General features: G+C 44.5%; 15 protein-coding genes and 2 riboswitches. Of the genes, 10 read left to right on the top strand and 5 right to left on the bottom strand.

What is annotated here, in order from left to right:
- Window positions 1-14 precede the first annotated feature (14 nt).
- Window positions 15-1,805 (top strand): oligopeptide ABC transporter substrate-binding protein, encoded by a 1,791-nt coding sequence (gene opp4A, locus BN1765_RS14185; protein ID WP_050615747.1) that lies wholly within the window; start codon window positions 15-17, stop codon window positions 1,803-1,805.
- A gap of 50 nt (window positions 1,806-1,855) precedes the next feature.
- On the opposite strand, the gene BN1765_RS14180 is transcribed toward opp4A, so the two are convergent.
- Together BN1765_RS14180 and BN1765_RS14175 are read right to left on the bottom strand one after the other, a co-directional pair.
- On the bottom strand, window positions 1,856-2,650 hold the full coding sequence (locus tag BN1765_RS14180) for a YqhG family protein (protein WP_050615746.1): 795 nt from the start codon (window positions 2,648-2,650) through the stop codon (window positions 1,856-1,858).
- Complete coding sequence (locus tag BN1765_RS14175; protein ID WP_050615745.1) at window positions 2,637-4,310, bottom strand: DEAD/DEAH box helicase; 1,674 nt, start codon at window positions 4,308-4,310, stop codon at window positions 2,637-2,639. Before BN1765_RS14175 ends, BN1765_RS14180 begins: the two co-directional genes overlap by 14 nt.
- A gap of 275 nt (window positions 4,311-4,585) precedes the next feature.
- Window positions 4,586-4,679, top strand: a riboswitch (glycine riboswitch).
- Between the two features lie 3 nt (window positions 4,680-4,682).
- Window positions 4,683-4,758, top strand: a riboswitch (glycine riboswitch).
- A gap of 105 nt (window positions 4,759-4,863) precedes the next feature.
- On the opposite strand from BN1765_RS14175, the gene gcvT reads away from it, so the two are divergent.
- From gcvT to gcvPB, 3 genes are read left to right on the top strand one after another with little or no spacing between them, the layout of a single operon-like run.
- Complete coding sequence (gene gcvT, locus BN1765_RS14170) at window positions 4,864-5,964, top strand: glycine cleavage system aminomethyltransferase GcvT (RefSeq protein ID WP_050615744.1); 1,101 nt, start codon at window positions 4,864-4,866, stop codon at window positions 5,962-5,964.
- Between the two features lie 17 nt (window positions 5,965-5,981).
- Window positions 5,982-7,328 carry an aminomethyl-transferring glycine dehydrogenase subunit GcvPA gene (gene gcvPA, locus BN1765_RS14165; protein WP_050616788.1) on the top strand — a complete coding sequence of 449 codons (1,347 nt, stop codon included), beginning with the start codon at window positions 5,982-5,984 and terminating at the stop codon, window positions 7,326-7,328.
- Window positions 7,321-8,784: an aminomethyl-transferring glycine dehydrogenase subunit GcvPB gene (gene gcvPB, locus BN1765_RS14160; RefSeq protein ID WP_050615743.1), complete on the top strand. Its 1,464-nt coding sequence runs from the start codon at window positions 7,321-7,323 to the stop codon at window positions 8,782-8,784. Before gcvPA ends, gcvPB begins: the two co-directional genes overlap by 8 nt.
- A 62-nt stretch (window positions 8,785-8,846) precedes the next feature.
- Here the strand turns inward: gcvPB and BN1765_RS14155 are convergent, their stop codons facing one another.
- Window positions 8,847-9,188 carry a rhodanese-like domain-containing protein gene (locus BN1765_RS14155; RefSeq protein ID WP_050616787.1) on the bottom strand — a complete coding sequence of 114 codons (342 nt, stop codon included), beginning with the start codon at window positions 9,186-9,188 and terminating at the stop codon, window positions 8,847-8,849.
- A gap of 361 nt (window positions 9,189-9,549) precedes the next feature.
- Here BN1765_RS14155 and BN1765_RS14150 point away from each other — a divergent pair, with 361 nt between their 5' ends.
- The 3 genes from BN1765_RS14150 to BN1765_RS14140 all read left to right on the top strand — a co-directional run bounded on the left by BN1765_RS14150 (window position 9,550) and on the right by BN1765_RS14140 (window position 12,706).
- The gene (locus BN1765_RS14150; protein WP_050615742.1) at window positions 9,550-10,386 is read left to right on the top strand and encodes a lipoate--protein ligase family protein; all 837 of its coding nucleotides are present in this window, start codon (window positions 9,550-9,552) and stop codon (window positions 10,384-10,386) included.
- A gap of 134 nt (window positions 10,387-10,520) precedes the next feature.
- Window positions 10,521-11,546 (top strand): spore photoproduct lyase, encoded by a 1,026-nt coding sequence (gene splB, locus BN1765_RS14145; protein WP_050615741.1) that lies wholly within the window; start codon window positions 10,521-10,523, stop codon window positions 11,544-11,546.
- Window positions 11,547-11,827: 281 nt separating this feature from the next.
- Window positions 11,828-12,706, top strand: a complete 879-nt coding sequence (locus BN1765_RS14140; protein WP_050615740.1) for a patatin-like phospholipase family protein — start codon at window positions 11,828-11,830, stop codon at window positions 12,704-12,706.
- Window positions 12,707-12,773: 67 nt separating this feature from the next.
- Here BN1765_RS14140 and BN1765_RS14135 read toward each other — a convergent pair whose 3' ends face one another.
- Both BN1765_RS14135 and BN1765_RS14130 read right to left on the bottom strand, forming a co-directional pair.
- On the bottom strand, window positions 12,774-13,139 hold the full coding sequence (locus BN1765_RS14135; protein ID WP_050615739.1) for an SA1362 family protein: 366 nt from the start codon (window positions 13,137-13,139) through the stop codon (window positions 12,774-12,776).
- Window positions 13,140-13,271: 132 nt separating this feature from the next.
- Complete coding sequence (locus tag BN1765_RS14130) at window positions 13,272-14,219, bottom strand: DUF1385 domain-containing protein (RefSeq protein ID WP_050615738.1); 948 nt, start codon at window positions 14,217-14,219, stop codon at window positions 13,272-13,274.
- A gap of 225 nt (window positions 14,220-14,444) precedes the next feature.
- Here BN1765_RS14130 and BN1765_RS14125 point away from each other — a divergent pair, with 225 nt between their 5' ends.
- The 3 genes from BN1765_RS14125 (at window position 14,445) to BN1765_RS14115 (ending at window position 16,629) form a co-directional block, all read left to right on the top strand.
- Window positions 14,445-14,969, top strand: coding sequence for a YqhR family membrane protein (locus BN1765_RS14125; RefSeq protein WP_050615737.1), 525 nt, complete (start codon window positions 14,445-14,447; stop codon window positions 14,967-14,969).
- A 149-nt stretch (window positions 14,970-15,118) separates the two neighbouring features.
- Complete coding sequence (gene aroQ / locus BN1765_RS14120) at window positions 15,119-15,565, top strand: type II 3-dehydroquinate dehydratase (RefSeq protein ID WP_050615736.1); 447 nt, start codon at window positions 15,119-15,121, stop codon at window positions 15,563-15,565.
- A 2-nt stretch (window positions 15,566-15,567) separates the two neighbouring features.
- Window positions 15,568-16,629: a M24 family metallopeptidase gene (locus BN1765_RS14115; RefSeq protein WP_050615735.1), complete on the top strand. Its 1,062-nt coding sequence runs from the start codon at window positions 15,568-15,570 to the stop codon at window positions 16,627-16,629.
- The last annotated feature ends 9 nt before the right edge of the window (window positions 16,630-16,638 follow it).

The following is a 16,638-nucleotide window of genomic DNA, read 5'->3' as shown; positions in this document are numbered from 1 at the left end:
AAGGAGGAAATGGGATGAAGAAATCAAAATGGTCCATACTGTCGCTGCTAATGATTGTTATGCTTGTTTTGGGAGCATGCTCTGGTAACAGTACAAAAACTGGCAAAAAAGGAAATGAGGAAAAGGTTGATGCAGCTGCTTTCCCTTTAAAATCTGACAATAAAGATAAAGGCATTAAAGGGGGTACCGCAACGGTCGGCATTATTGCAAGTGCACCGTTTAAAGGAATTTGGAGCTGGGAATTATATGAAGATTCAGTGGATGCAGATATTTTGAGTTTTGCTAATAACACCTTATTTGATACAGATAAGGACTTTAAATTCACGGATACAGGCATTGGATCCATGGAAGTAAAACCGGAAGAAAATAAAGCAATCGTTAAGATCAAAAAAGATGTCAAATGGTCTGATGGGCAGCCATTAACAATTGAAGACGTTATTTTCCCGTATGAAATAATTGCTCATAAAGATTACACAGGTGTTCGTTATGACCAAGATTTGAAGAATATTATTGGTGCTGAAGAATATCATGCTGGTAAAGCAGATACAATTTCTGGCTTGAAAAAGATTGATGATCACACATTGGAGATTTCCTTCAAGAAAGTTTCTCCTGCAATCTATACAGGTGGAGATGGGATTTGGGGGTATGCGGCTCCAAAGCATGACCTGAAAGATGTACCAGTTAAAGATTTGTTGAAATCAGAAAAAGTACGTAAAACACCAGTTACATTGGGGCCTTTCAAGTTTGATAAAATTGTACCAGGTGAATCTGTTCAATTCGTAGCAAATGAAAATTATTGGAAAGGTAAACCAAAATTAGATAAATTAGTAGTGAAAATCGTACCGCCAGCATCTGCTGTTGCTGCTCTTAAATCAGGGGATATTGATTTTGCAGCTTCCGTTCCTACAGATGTCTATAAGTCGCTTAAAGCGTTGAGTAATACGGAGATCCTTGGACGTAGCGAGCTATACTACAGTTATCTTGGATTCAATCTTGGTAAATGGGATGCCGCAAAAGGTGAAAACGTAATGGATCCTAACGCTAAGATGAATGATGTGAAATTGCGCCAAGCATTAGGGTATGCAATGAATATTGAAGAAGTAAATAAACAGTATTACGATGGTTTACGCACGAGAGCAAATGCAATCATTCCGCCTGCATTCGCTACGTACCATGATAAAGAACTTAAAGGATATACGTACGATCCAGAAAAAGCTAAAAAATTGTTGGATGAAGCGGGCTATAAAGATGTAAATAAAGATGGCTTCAGAGAAGATAAAGATGGCAAACCATTTGAAATTAAACTGGCAGCAAGAGATAATAGCGAGGTTGCTGAACCAATCACTCAATTCTACATTCAAAACTTTAAAGATGTTGGGCTAAAAGTAACTCTTACGAATGGACGTTTGTTGGATGGAAACAGCTTCTATGATAAAGTGGAAGCGAATGATAAAGACATTGATATGTATATGGCTGCTTGGGGAACAGGAACAAACCCATCCCCTGCTGGCGTATATTCTAAAGATGCTCAGTTCAACATGATGCGTTATGTTGATCCAGAATTGACAACGCTATTGGAAGCAATCGATTCTCCTGAGGCAATGGACGCTTCTGTGAGAGCAAAAGCATTCAAGAAATGGGAAGAATACATGTTCGAGAAAGCACCAGTCATTCCTATGGATTTCAGATATGAATTGACAGTAGTCAATAAGCGTTTGAAAAATGTAGATATTGATTATGCAACTACAGACATTCTAGGCGCAAAATGGGAAATCACAAAAGAACAACCTGTTAAAGGCGAATAAGGCATGAAATAAAGAACCCTCAAGAATTTTTTGAGGGTCCTTTTTTTGTTTCACACTGCCCCCTCACTCAAATAAAACATCCCCCCATTAATGACGGATATATTGATATTGGGCTCATATTGCTGCCGCAGTGCTTCCTTTTCCAATTCATAGCTGGCATCCTGTTCTTCACGGTCTTCATAAAAATGGTCGAGCAGCCGTTGATCCGCTTCCCATTTTTGAATGGCGCGCTCTGCCCATTCGTGGTTTTCTTCTGCCAGCTGCATGCGGATATAGCGGTCGATCCGTCCCATTCCGCTTTTCGGCATGATAATTGGCGAAAGGGTGAATGAAAAATCAGGGATTTTGGGAGTCAGCTGGAGCTCCTTCAATTTCTGGTGACAATCATTGACCATCCGCCCGGTGAGCAGGTGGAGGCCGATGGAAAAGAGGACATCTTTTTTTCGGTCGCAGACAAACGATGCTTTCACATTAACCGCAAGCCATGGATGAAGCGGTGTTTGTTGCTGGGCTTGTCCGCTCGGAAGTTCGTATAGCCGAATATATTTTGCTAGGCTATTGGTTGATTGGAAAATCTGGTGCAGCCGCGGCGAACCGAAGTGTATCGTTTCGCCTTTGACGCCCTCCGGTACCTGGACAGGGTCTGTAATAAGGGTCAATGTGGCCGGGTTAGGAATGCCGCCAGTTTTTTCGAGATAATGCCAGTAAAATGGCCGATTCATCAGCGCTTTATCCAGTTCGATTGTTAACTGGACGGTCAAGTAGGCAGGATGGTTCACGATGATTTGTGCTCCGTTTGCTTCGAAATAGTTCATGAGGAATTGCCGGATTTCATGTTGCTGCACGGTGGTCACGCTCCTTCAGTTCTTGGGCCAATGCAATCATGCTGCTGAGATTTTCCATCTTTATTTTCATTTCGCCCTCGCTTTTTGAACCGCCAACGACGTCTTCAAGATATTCCTCGATGTTGCGGATGTCCAGCTTTGTAAGGATATCATCCAGCTGGCCGACGACTTTCTCGAATAATTGTATTTTTTCATATAGTAAAGTAAGAATATGGTCTTCCACTGTGCCTTCAGTCGCAAAGTTATAGATTAGCACGTCTTTTTCCTGGCCGAGACGGTGGACCCGGCCGATACGCTGTTCGAGGCGCATCGGATTCCACGGCAGGTCGAAATTGATAATAATATTGCAGAATTGAAGGTTAATCCCTTCGCCGCCGGCTTCTGTTGCAATCAGGACCTGAGCATGGTTTTGGAATAATTCTTTCATCCAATCTTTTTTGCCGCGCTTAAATCCGCCGCGAAAAGGCACAGAAGTGATGCCGTGCTGTTTGAGGTACCATTGCAGATATAATTGCGTGGCCCGGTACTCGGTGAAGATAATCACTTTTTCATTGCTTGCCTGGATGATTTCCAGCGCTTTCTGTGCTTTTGAATTGGAAGTGACAGCATTGGCCCGGTCAATGACAGCCTGGATGTTTTGCTGCAGCTCCTGGCTTGGCTGTTCTTGTTTTTTTAGCATATTTTGCAGGGTCAAAAAGACAGCTTCCCTGGAACTGCATGCTTCCCTCTGCAGTATGAGTGTCGAAAAACCACTGTTTACCTGGCCATTGACCCGGAAATGGGAAACAGCCTCATACAGTGCTTTTTCTTCATCCGTCGTCTTGATCAAAACTGTTTCAACGATTCTCTTGGTCCATTCGATGCCTGTTTCATGGCGCCTGTTGCGGAGCATGACGGCATTCACCAGCTCTTTCAGATGGGCATCATCATAGATTTCTCTTCCTTTGCCTTTGTACTGTTGCGCAAACATCGAAGAGTTGCCGAGGTGTCCTGGCTTCAGCAATGATACCAGATGGAAGATTTCATCCACTTTATTTTGAATGGGTGTTGCGGTAAGCAGCAAGCAGAATTTTTTCTTGAGATTCTGGACAAATTCATAGTTTTTGGTTTTATTGTTTTTTAGTTTATGGGCTTCGTCCACTATGACAAGGTCATATTGCTGCTTATAGATAATATCGCGATGCGGCTGTCTTTTGGCGGTATCGATGCTTGATACGACAACGTCGCATGATTCCCATACATAACTTTTGCGCTGGACGGCGGCCGGAATGAAAAACTTTGTATTCAGTTCAAATGCCCATTGGGAGACAAGAGAAGCCGGGACAAGGATCAATGCTTTTTTTACAAGTCCTCGGATCATATACTCCTTCAGAATTAAACCGGCTTCTATCGTTTTTCCAAGTCCCACCTCATCGGCTAGGATTGCCTTCCCGTTCATATTCTCTACTACTTGTCTCGCCACTTCCAACTGATGGGGAAGGGGCTTGAGCTGATGCAGATGTTCGGTGGCGCGCAACCCCTCGAATTCCGGTACTTGCATGCTATGTTCGGCTTCGAGGGCAAGATTATAAAATTCCCAGCTTGACCATGGCCCATCTTCCTCAAGGCGCTGCATGAAACCATCTTCCCACGATGCATCATAATTCACTTTTATATTCAATGAAAGCGCCTCCTTATTTTTATTGAGGATTTAAGATTGTAAAAAACGAACAAAAATCTATTTGCAAGTATAGAATGTAAGTTTTATTAAAAATGGCACAAGAAAGAATTGCATCCAAAATATAGTTAATGGTAGGATGGGTGTAAGAGAATAAGACTGAATGATTCGATTGTTAAAAAGGTTATGTTTCTTCGATCCTTTCAGTTGGATATGCTCTCTTGTTTTACGTTGCAGTATACATATAGTATGACCATTAATGGCATTAATATAAGCGATTGAAGGCAAGGGGAGAGACTGCGGACCTAGCAGCGCCGAAGGAGCAAACAATGTGGTTGTGAATCTCTCAGGCAAAAGAACTCTTGCTGGACGCGCCTCTGGAGAGCGTTCGTAAAGAACCACCAACGGGGACAGCCTTCAATAGGTAAACTCTCAGGTAAAAAGGACAGAGACCACCCAGTGTATAAGGGGGGGCTCTGTCCTTTTTGTATGCCTTGCGGAAAAAGGTGAAGCGATTACGATTAAAGAAAAAAGTCAATTATACAGGAGGTAGCGCATGTCTCACTTGAAGAAAACACCATTATATGATGAATACAAAACGCATGGCGCCAAAACGATCGATTTTGGTGGTTGGGATTTGCCTGTACAATTTTCAGGCATTAAAGAAGAACATGAATCAGTGCGCACGAAAGCAGGTTTATTCGACGTTTCCCATATGGGCGAACTCTTGGTAGAGGGTTCAGGCAGCCTTTCTTATTTGCAAAAAATGGCAACAAATGATGTTTCAAAGCTTAAGGATGGCAAAGCCCAATATTCGGCCCTCTGCTATGAGGATGGCGGAACAGTCGATGATATTATCATTTATAGAAGAAATGAAAATTCCTATCTGTTGGTCGTGAATGCAGCAAATATAGAGAAGGATTTCGAATGGCTGCAGGAGCATTTAGGGACTGATGTGAGGATCAGCAATAAATCGGAAGAAATCGCCCAATTGGCGCTGCAGGGTCCGAAAGCGGAAGAAAATTTGCAAAAAATAACTGAAAATACAGATTTGAAAGAATTAAAGTTCTTCAGTTTTAAAGAAGATGTATCCGTGGCTGGCGTTCCTGCCCTTGTTTCCCGTACCGGATATACAGGTGAGGATGGCTTTGAAATTTACTGCCGCAGTAAAGATGCCGTCCAGATCTGGAAAGCGCTTCTTGCGTTAGAGGAAGTGAAACCGATCGGGCTTGGAGCGAGAGACACGCTTCGCTTTGAAGCCGGGCTTGCACTTTATGGCCAAGAACTGTCCCCAAGCATTACGCCGATTGAAGCAGGGATCGGGTTTGCCGTCAAAACGGATAAGGAAGAGGATTTCTTCGGCAAGTCTGTGCTGAAAGAACAAAAAGAAAATGGCGCTCCAAGGAAGCTCGTAGGATTGGAAATGATCGGACGTGGCATCCCGCGCCATGGCTATAAAGTATTTTCCGGGGAGCAGGAGATCGGTGCGGTGACAACCGGTACGCAATCGCCCACGCTGAATAAAGCGGTAGGCTATGCGCTAATCGATGCAGCCTATGCTGAGATTGGTGATGTACTGACTGTCGAAATCCGCAATAAACGAATCGAAGCGAAGATTACTGGAACACCATTTTATAAAAGACCGAAGAATGCATAGGGGGACGTTAAGCCATGATTAAACATCGTTACTTACCGATGACTGAGCAAGACCAGAAGGAAATGCTTGAAGCTGTTGGCGTGTCGCATATAGATGAATTATTTGATGATATTCCGGAAAGCGTGCGGTTCAAAGGGGAATTGCAGATTAAAAAAGCGAAGTCCGAGCCGGCCCTCACAAAAGAATTGAGTGCGCTTGCCGCTAAAAATAAGGATACAAAAGCGTATGCTTCTTTCTTGGGTGCAGGCGTCTATGACCATTATGCTCCGATTATTGTCGACCACGTACTGTCGCGTTCGGAATTTTATACAGCATACACTCCATACCAACCAGAGATTTCCCAAGGTGAACTACAGGCCATTTTTGAATTCCAGACGATGATCTGCGAGCTGACTGGAATGGATGTTGCTAACTCATCCATGTACGATGGAGGAACAGCTCTGGCCGAGGCAGCCATGCTCAGCTGTGGAAGTACGCGGCGGAAGAAGATCCTTGTTTCTGCCGCTGTCCATCCCCAATACCGTTCTGTGCTGCAGACATACGCAAAAGGCCAATATATCGAGGTAGTGGAAATCCCTTATACGGATGGAACGACTGATACGGCAGCATTAAAGGAACAAATGGATGACGATGTTGCCGGAGTGATTGTGCAGTATCCGAACTTTTTCGGACGTCTGGAAGCATTGGATGAAATGGAAACTGCCATTCACGAACATAAAGGGTTATTCATTGTCTGCAGCAATCCGCTTGCGCTTGGCGCGCTCACGCCTCCCGGCCAATTGGGTGCGGACATTGTCATCGGCGATGCCCAGCCGTTTGGAATCCCGGCTGCTTTCGGCGGCCCCCACTGCGGCTATTTTGCGGTGACATCCAAACTTATGCGGAAAGTCCCTGGCCGGCTTGTCGGCCAGACTGTGGACGAAGATGGCCAAAGAGGATTCGTCTTAACATTGCAGGCGCGTGAACAGCATATCCGCAGAGAGAAAGCGACATCCAATATCTGTTCCAATCAGGCATTGAATGCACTTGCTGCTTCGGTTGCGATGACTGCACTCGGTAAAATGGGCGTACGCGAGATGGCCATCCAGAATATCCAAAAAGCCCATTATGCGAAACAAGCCATGAAGGAAAAGGGTTTGGATATCGTATTCGACGGCCCTTCCTTCAATGAATTTGTCGTCAAGTTGCCCACACCGTATGGGGAATGCAGAGACCGTCTCTTAGAAAAAGGCATCATTGCCGGCTATCATCTGGGAGAGGATTATCCTGAATTAAAAGACCATATGCTGGTTGCCGTCACTGAGTTGCGGACAAAAGAAGAAATCGATGCGTTAGTGCAGGAATTGGGGGATCGCCATGAATAAGAACAATCAGCCTTTGGTATTCGAATTGAGCAAAAGCGGGCGCACCGGTTACAGCCTTCCTGAAATGGATATAAATGCGCAAGCACTGGAAGAGATTATTCCGGAAGCGTATATACGCAAAGAAGCAGCGGATCTTCCTGAAATGGCGGAATTGGATATCATGCGCCATTATACAGCGCTCTCAAAACGTAATCATGGGGTTGACTCCGGCTTCTATCCGCTTGGGTCATGCACGATGAAATACAACCCGAAAATCAATGAAAGTGTTGCGCGCTATAATGGTTTTGCCCATATCCATCCGCTTCAGGATCCGGCAACCGTGCAGGGTGCTCTTGAATTGATGTACGATCTGCAGCAATCCCTGATTGAAATAACCGGGATGGATCAGGTAACATTGCAGCCGGCAGCCGGTGCACATGGCGAATGGACGGGACTGATGATGATCCGCGCTTACCATGAAAACAACGGCGACCATAAACGGACGAAAGTAATCGTTCCTGATTCCGCCCATGGAACGAACCCAGCCTCAGCTACAATTGCCGGCTTTGAAACAATAACGGTGAAATCCAATGAACACGGTATGGTCGATCTTGAAGATCTGAAAAGAGTGGTCGGGGAAGACACAGCTGCATTGATGCTGACGAATCCAAATACATTAGGTTTATTCGAGCAGCAGATTATCGAGATGGCAGAAATTGTCCATCAAGCGGGCGGTAAATTGTATTATGACGGCGCCAATCTGAATGCCGTGTTATCAAAAGCGCGGCCGGGGGACATGGGCTTCGACGTCGTCCATTTAAACTTGCATAAAACATTCACCGGCCCGCATGGAGGCGGAGGCCCAGGTTCAGGCCCAGTAGGCGTTAAAGAGGATTTGATGCCTTATTTGCCGGCACCGCTGATCGTGAAAGGGGAAAGCGGTTATGAGCTGGACAATGACCGCCCATATTCAATCGGCCGCGTGAAACCTTTCTTCGGCAACTTCGGCATAAACGTCCGGGCATATACCTATATACGTTCTATGGGGCCTGACGGATTGAGAGCCGTTACGGAAAATGCGGTATTGAATGCAAACTATATGATGAGAAAACTGGCGCCGTACTATGATCTTCCTTATGACCGCCACTGTAAGCATGAATTTGTCCTGAGCGGCCGCCGCCAGAAAAAACTGGGCGTGCGTACACTGGATATCGCTAAACGCTTGCTTGATTTCGGCTATCATCCACCGACCACTTATTTCCCATTGAACGTGGAAGAATGCATGATGATCGAGCCGACAGAAACAGAAAGCAAGGAAACGCTGGATGGCTTTATCGACACGATGATCCAAATTGCGAAAGAAGCGGAAGAAACGCCTGACATTATCCTGGAAGCGCCGCATACTACTGTCATTAAACGGCTGGATGAGACACAGGCAGCCAGAAAGCCGATCTTGCGCTATACGAAAGAAATCTGAATACAAGCATACAAAGAAAGAGGCAATCCTTAGGGAATGCCTCTTTTGGTTCATAAGCTCTATTATTTACGTTTGATTTTTCCTGTCCAATGTTTGAAGCCTTTTTCTAAATGGTACAAATCACGATAGCCTTTCTTGTATAACATTTGAGCTGCCCGCCCACTGCGAAGGCCGCTTTGGCAGTATAAGTACACAGGCTTGTCCGGACGGATTTCCTTCAAGCGTGTTTTAAGCTGCGACATAGGAATATTGCGGGCTCCCAGAATATGGCCGGCATCGAATTCATTCGGTTCGCGGACATCGATTAATTGAGCCTTACGGTATCCTTCAATGAACTGTTCCTGAGTCAATGTTTTAACGATGCGGCGCTGCATGAAATAGTTATAGGCAGCGTATACAATCATGGCTACAATGACTACGATTAAAAAATACAACAATGTGAAAACTCCTCTCAGACTAAAAACATACAGATAGTTCTATTATAATAGCCGAAACCTATAATATCAAAGAAATTTATTTTAGAGAGATTACATTGGAAAAGCTTTTCTTTTTCCAGTGTCACCCTTTTTTGCTATTCTTAATAAAGTGAAACGTGGATCGTTGGGGGAATCATTCATCCCCCACTGATCACCAATTAGAATAGGATAAAATGCGCCATGCATTTATTTGCACTCTTTCATTTGGCAGCGTTTTAATCCAGTCAATATGAGTAGAAGCATAGCTGTAAGATAACTGATTTTTTGCAGAAGGTAGGAACAATAAAAGATGACGAAAGAAAAATGGCTGTTTATCGATTCCGGCAACTGTTCGCCGGGATACAATATGGCAATGGATGAAATGCTGCTCCAATGGCACAGCGAAGGAAAAATACCTCCCGTGATCCGCTTTTACGGCTGGGATCCGGCAACTTTGTCTATTGGGTATTTTCAAAAAGCGGAAAAAGAAATCGACCTGCAAAAGGTCAAAGAGGCTGGCTATGGTTTTGTGCGCCGTGCGACTGGCGGCAGAGCTGTCTTGCATGATCAAGAACTTACATACAGTGTGATTGTCACTGAGGAGCACTCGAATATGCCGAAAAACGTAACGGAAGCTTACCGGGTGATTTCAGAAGGAATCTTAAAAGGTTTTATCAATCTAGGGTTTGAGGCCTATTTCGCCATTCCTAAAACGGAAGAAGACCACCAGCGCTTGAAAGATCCACGTTCTTCGATTTGCTTTGATGCTCCAAGCTGGTACGAACTGGTCGTTGAAGGAAGGAAAGTGGCAGGAAGCGCCCAAACAAGGCAAAAAGGGGTCATCCTTCAGCATGGTTCGATCCTTTTGGACCTGGATACAGATGCGCTGTTTGATTTGTTTATTTTCAAGAATGACCGCATCAAGGAACGGATGATGAACAGCTTCAGCAGTAAAGCGGTTGCCATCAATGAGCTATCGGCCCGGAAGGTTTCAATTGAGGAAGCGAAGGCAGCGTTTAAGGCAGGTTTTGCGGAAGGCCTTCAAGTTGAACTGGAACCATTCTTGCTCACGGAAGAGCAGGAGGCAGACATTCTGCGGCTCAGCAAGGAAAAGTATGAAAGCGATGCCTGGAATTTCATGCGATAAGCAAACCAATTAACGGCCCTTCCAGAATCTTGGATGCAATGGACTCTGTTTTTAGTGAAAGCTAAAAGTAAATCGGCGGGCTGGCAAATAGCTGTGCTGATTTGTGCTAATCACAAAGAAAATGGTGAATCAAGATGAAAGCTTTTATGCCTCAATTGGTTTATATAGAGCCGCAAGCGCTTGATTATCCCTTGGGCCGCGAACTCAAGGAGAAGTTCGAAGCTTTTGGTGTGGAAATAAGGCAAACCACTTCGCATAACCAAATCCGCGACTTGCCGGGTGATCATGAATTGCAGAAATACCGGGTGGCTAAATCTACGATGGTTGTCGGCGTACGCAGGACCCTTAAGTTTGACACATCAAAGCCTTCCGCTGAATATGCCATCCCTCTTGCCACAGGCTGTATGGGGCATTGCCATTATTGTTATCTGCAAACAACTCTAGGAAACAAACCGTATATTCGGACATATGTGAATCTGGATGAGATTTTCGCGCAGGCAGAAAAATACATCGAAGAGCGCAAACCGGAGATTACACGCTTTGAAGCAGCATGTACCTCTGATATTGTGGGGATTGACCACCTTACACATTCCCTGAAGAAAACAATTGAGTTTATGGGAAGAACGGAGTATGGAAGGCTTCGGTTTGTGACCAAATTCCATCATGTGGACCATCTTTTGGATGCGCGGCATAATGGACATACGCGCTTTCGTTTTTCAGTGAATTCCCGCTATGTCATCAAACATTTTGAGCCGGGTACTTCTTCATTTGACCAGCGGCTCGAAGCGGCGAGGAAAGTAGCGGATGCCGGATATCCTGTGGGATTTGTCGTGGCTCCCATTTACATGCATGAAGGTTGGAGAGAAGGATATTTGGAATTGTTTGAGCGACTTTCAGCATCTTTGAAAGATTTGCATTTGCCTAGCCTCTCATTCGAAATGATCCAGCACCGTTTTACCAAACCTGCCAAAAAAGTGATTGAGAAACGCTATCCCAAGACTAAGCTGGATTTAGATGAAACCAAGCGGAAATATAAATGGGGCAAGTATGGAATCGGTAAATACGTTTACCCTACCGATGATGCGAAGGAATTGGAAGAGACGCTTTCAAGTTATATCAAGCAATTTTTCCCGCAAGCGGATATACTTTATTTCACTTAAAAGAATTCTAGGCAAAAACCGGAAGTTAGCAGCTTCCGGTTTTTTCTGTATGGGGTGTCTACTTCCTAAAATGGAATTGTTCTTAATGGGAGAGGAAGGAGTTTTTCATCAGTATGTAAAATATCTATATATACTAGGACAATGGTGACCAACGCTAAAATAGAATACAGACGGTCCAGCTCGAATAAAGATGGAATAGAGTATTGCTTTAATGCCCTTGGACCATAAAACAGGATCTCTGCATAAACGAATGAAAACGTTTGGATTGCAGGAGGTGGATGATGGATATAGACGGTGTATTCTCTGGCGGAGGAATGAAGGCGTATGGACTGATCGGGGCCTATCAGGTGTTTGAAGAAAAAGGGTTGGAGCTGAGGAATGCAGCCGGCACTAGCGCTGGCTCCATCATTGCCGCTTTAGCGCTGGCTGGATATTCCGGCAAGGAAATGGAAGAACTTTTTTTGCCTTTGGACGGAGGCCGCCTTTTGGATGAACGGTTCGGTACCAATAATCCTTTATTGAAGTGGCTGTTGTTATATTGGCGGCTTGGCTTATATAAAGGAGACGCTTTGGAAGCCTGGATCGCTCGGTTACTTGCGGCAAAAGGCATTATTACATTTGCTGATCTTCCGGGTGGATCCCTTCGCATTGTGGCATCTGACATCACTAACGGAAAGATTGTCGTACTGCCGGATGAGCTTGAGAATTACGGAATCCAGGGGCAGGTTTACCCAGTAGCGAAAGCTGTCCGCATTTCCTGCAGCATTCCTTATTTTTTTGAACCGGTCAATATCGGAACAAAACGAAAACCGATATTTCTGGTGGATGGGGGAGTACTTAGCAATTTTCCGATGTGGCTATTTGACCGGGGGGATAAGAAGCCGATCAGGCCGGTGATTGGAGTACGTTTAAACGGAAACAAAGAAGAGATACCGCCGCGGGAGATCAAGAATGCTGTTTCTATGTTCAGAAGCTTGTTTGAAGCAATGAAGGATGCGCATGACAATCGGTATATCTCCCGTAAGCATGAAAAGAATATCATCTTTATTTCTTCCGACCATATTCCGAGCACTGAATTCGATTTGCCGCTGGAGGACCGTTTGAAGCTGGTGGAACTAGGAAGATATTCCGCTGAATCCTTTTTAAAGAAATGGGCATAAAGTGTCTGCTTCTTAGCTTAAAGCGGGTTTTAGCGTTAGTTAGAATAGAACAAAAAAATCGAGCTGTTTATGCTCGATTTTTTTTGCCTTTTTTGCCATCGATGACCGTTAAATGGGCTTCGGATTTTTTTCTGTTTCTTTTCGGATGGCGGGCAGAATAGTGGACCACGTTCGTTTTCTTTCCGGAAGCCGTACCTTTCTGTTTCTGTTGTAAATGTATCTTTGATTGCTTAACAGCCTTGTTATAGCTGCTTTGCTGCGGATTGGTGGATGCACTGTATTTTTTAAAAGCAAATATGACGATTGCCACTACAGCCACAAGTACCAAGATGGAAGTGATCATTCCTTGCGGGTTGGCAGAAAACTGGGTGTAGAAGCCGAATAAAGCCAATAGAATCAATCCGACGGCTATATAAGTAGACGGGCGTTTCATAATAGATGACCTCCTCAGTAGCTTGTTAAAAGCGTATTGGGAACAACCGGTGAAATCTATTTGGGGATGAGGAGGCATGGGATTGCCTCTTCATCTTATAAACGTTAAACAAAAGTATTCTCTATTTCAGTTTTACACTATACTCTCTTTTTTTAAACCTACTTTATTCTCTTCTTGCTCTAATACCAATAATTTCTTGAAGGAGGCAATCGCCACCTCTACTTGGTCATCCTTAGGTTCTTTGGTGGTAGCGAGCTGAAGCCACAGCCCCGGGTACCCTAGGAAACGAAGGACAGGGATATCCCGCATTTTATTCGTCAGTTGAAGAACTTCGAACGCTATGCCGAGTACAACCGGTATAAGCGCCACACGATCGACGACACGGAGCCATAAAGGGTCGGTAGGGACCAGCATATAGACAAATACGCCCACAAAAACAGTGAATAGAATGAAACTGCTGCCGCATCGGTAATGGAGGCGTGACTGCGCCTGTACGTTTTCGACCGTAAGCTCCATATTGTTTTCGTAGCAGTTGATTACTTTATGTTCCGCTCCGTGATATTGAAAGACACGCTTAATTAAAGGCGTCATGGAAACGAAATAAATATAAAGCAATAATAAGAGGAGCTTGAATACGCCTTCCACTAGAACCTGGCCAATGCTGGATTGGATGATTGGCCGAGTCGCTTCGGCCAGAAAGACAGGGATGAGCGTGAAGACGAACTTTCCAAATATAAAGGAGAGGACGCCAATCACAGCCACGCTGAGTACCATTCCGAATTTGGAAGCCGGTTTTTCTTCTACATATTCCTGCTCATCGGCTGGATCGACATCATACCGTTCTGACGAGAAATTAAGATGCTTCGATCCGTTGGCGCTTGAGTCAATAATCGCCGCAATTCCACGAAGAAAAGGGATTTTCTTGATGGTTTTCAGAGCGGGCTTAGGCGTGCGGGGCACATGGTAATAGTCAATGCTGCCGTCTTTTCTGCGGATGGCAGTTACAGTATGCTTCTTGCCGCCGAACATAACGCCTTCGATGACTGCCTGGCCTCCGTATACCGGTTTATCTTGGGACATATTATTATACACCAACCTATACTGAATTTTATGGATGTTTCTGTTTGCTCTAACTATACTCTTTTACCTTTGTTTTTTCAAAAAAATAGAAAATACAAACACCGGGTATATATCTATTTTACTGAAAAAGATGGAACTGTACTATTTAAATTTTTCGGGATGACGAATAGAATGAAGAAAATATTCCATTAACTAGGGGCATACTAAAGGGCGGAGGTGTTTAAAATGAGCGAACAACAAAATCACACAGACCAAAATCAACAAGAAAGACCGATGTCCCAAAAAACAAATGTAGCAATCATCGGACTTTTTGGGGGCTTTTTCTTTTCTGCTTTCGCCTATTTAGCTTATTATTTTCACTTTATGGAGGTGAAGCCCAATTTCTTGATCAGCGGATGGGTACCCGCAAGGCTGAGCGATGGTTGGGCCGGTTTTATCCTGACTGTTTTATTGTACGGTGTTTTGTCGATTGCCGTTGCTTTTTTATATTATTTCTTGCTCCGCAAAAAAGATCGATTGTTTGTTTCCATCGTCTTTGGAGCCGTGGTTTGGGGATTTGTCCATTTCGTGCTGCCGCCGCTGTTTCCTGATATGCCGCGGGTTCGGGAGTTGGACTTGAATACGTTTGTTACGACTGTATGTTTATATTTGGTGTATGGGGCCTTTATCGGCGTGAGCATTTCCTATGATGAAACGGAGCGGAGGATGAAGCAGGAATTGGAAGAGCCCTCACCCGAAGTCAAATCCTAGAGCCATGCTCCCCTTAAGTAGGTTGTTTTATGCTGCGGTTTGTAAACGGTCCATAAAGCATGTTGTATTCTTTTGAATTATGTTAAAATGTTGTTACTAAATATACAACCAGGAAAGGGAACCCTTTCTGAGCTGAATTGGGGTGGAGTATGGGAACAATCTTGCTTCTGAATGGCCCAAACTTAAACAGGCTTGGTAAACGCGAGCCGGAAGTATATGGCCATGAAACATTGGGCGACATCGAATATAAAGTTAAAACACATGCAAAAGCCCTAGGTTATGAACTGGAGTGCCTACAATCGAACCATGAAGGCGATCTTGTGGATGCCTTGCATAAAGCGGAAGATGAGGGTATAGCCGGCGTTATCATGAACCCGGGGGCGTATACGCATTATAGCTATGCGATACGCGACAGCATAGCCGGAATCTCAGTGCCGGTAGTGGAGATCCATATCTCCAATATCCATGCGCGTGAAGAATTCCGCCATACATCTGTCCTTGCACCGGTAACAGCCGGCCAAATACTGGGCTTCGGCAGCAATGGATATCTGCTCGCTCTGCAGGCATTAGATTTTATATTGAGGGGAGAAAAATAAAAATGGATAAAATCCAACGTTTACGCGAAACATTTGATCAAGCTGGAATAGACGGCATCTTAGTCACAAACCCTTATAATCTGCGCTATATGACAGGCTTTACCGGTACTGCCGGCGTAGCTCTTCTTTCGAGGGATAAAGCATGCTTTATTACTGATTTCCGTTATACGGAGCAGGCTGCCAAACAATGCACAGGCTATGAAATTATCAAGCATACCAAGTCCCTGCCGGAAGAGGTGGCTCACCAGGCCAAGGAAATGGGCATCAACAAGCTTGGCTTTGAACAGGATGTATTTACATATGCCTCATTCATTACATATAAAGGGTTATTTAATGGTGAACTTGTCCCTGTATCAAACCTGATCGAGAAATTACGCTTGATTAAGACTCCTTCAGAGATTAAGATATTAAAGGAAGCTGCAAAGATTGCAGATGCAGCATTTGAACATATTATAGGATTTATTCGTCCTGGTATGACGGAGCTGACCGTTTCCAATGAACTTGAGTTCTTTATGAGAAAGCAAGGAGCGACTTCGTCTTCATTCGATACAATTGTTGCTTCAGGTGTCCGGTCTGCATTGCCGCACGGCGTTGCCAGCGATAAGGTCATTGAAACAGGCGACCTTGTGACAATGGACTATGGTGCCTATTACAATGGATATGTATCCGATATAACACGTACGGTGGCAGTAGGCAAACCAAGTGATCAATTGAAAGAAATTTATGATATTGTCCTTGAAGCCCAATTGCGCGGCATGGCAGGAATCAAACCAGGCATGACCGGCAAGGAAGCGGATGCTTTGACCCGTAATTTTATTGAGGAAAAAGGCTATGGCCCTAACTTCGGCCATTCGACAGGGCATGGAATCGGATTAGAAATACATGAAGCTCCTGGTTTGTCAATGAAAAGCGATGTCATTCTTGAGCCTGGCATGGCTGTCACTTGCGAACCGGGCATCTATGTGCCTGGTCTTGGCGGAGTGCGTATCGAAGATGATACAATTATTACTGAAGAAGGAAATGAAGCCTTGACTCATTCAACAAAAGAACTTATTATACTGTAATTTTTGGGA

This window comes from Bacillus testis, from assembly GCF_001243895.1.
GTDB lineage: Bacteria > Bacillota > Bacilli > Bacillales > DSM-1321 > Bacillus_AD > Bacillus_AD testis.
The sequence above is the reverse complement of the archived record's forward strand: the minus strand, read 5'-3'. Positions and strand labels throughout refer to the sequence as shown.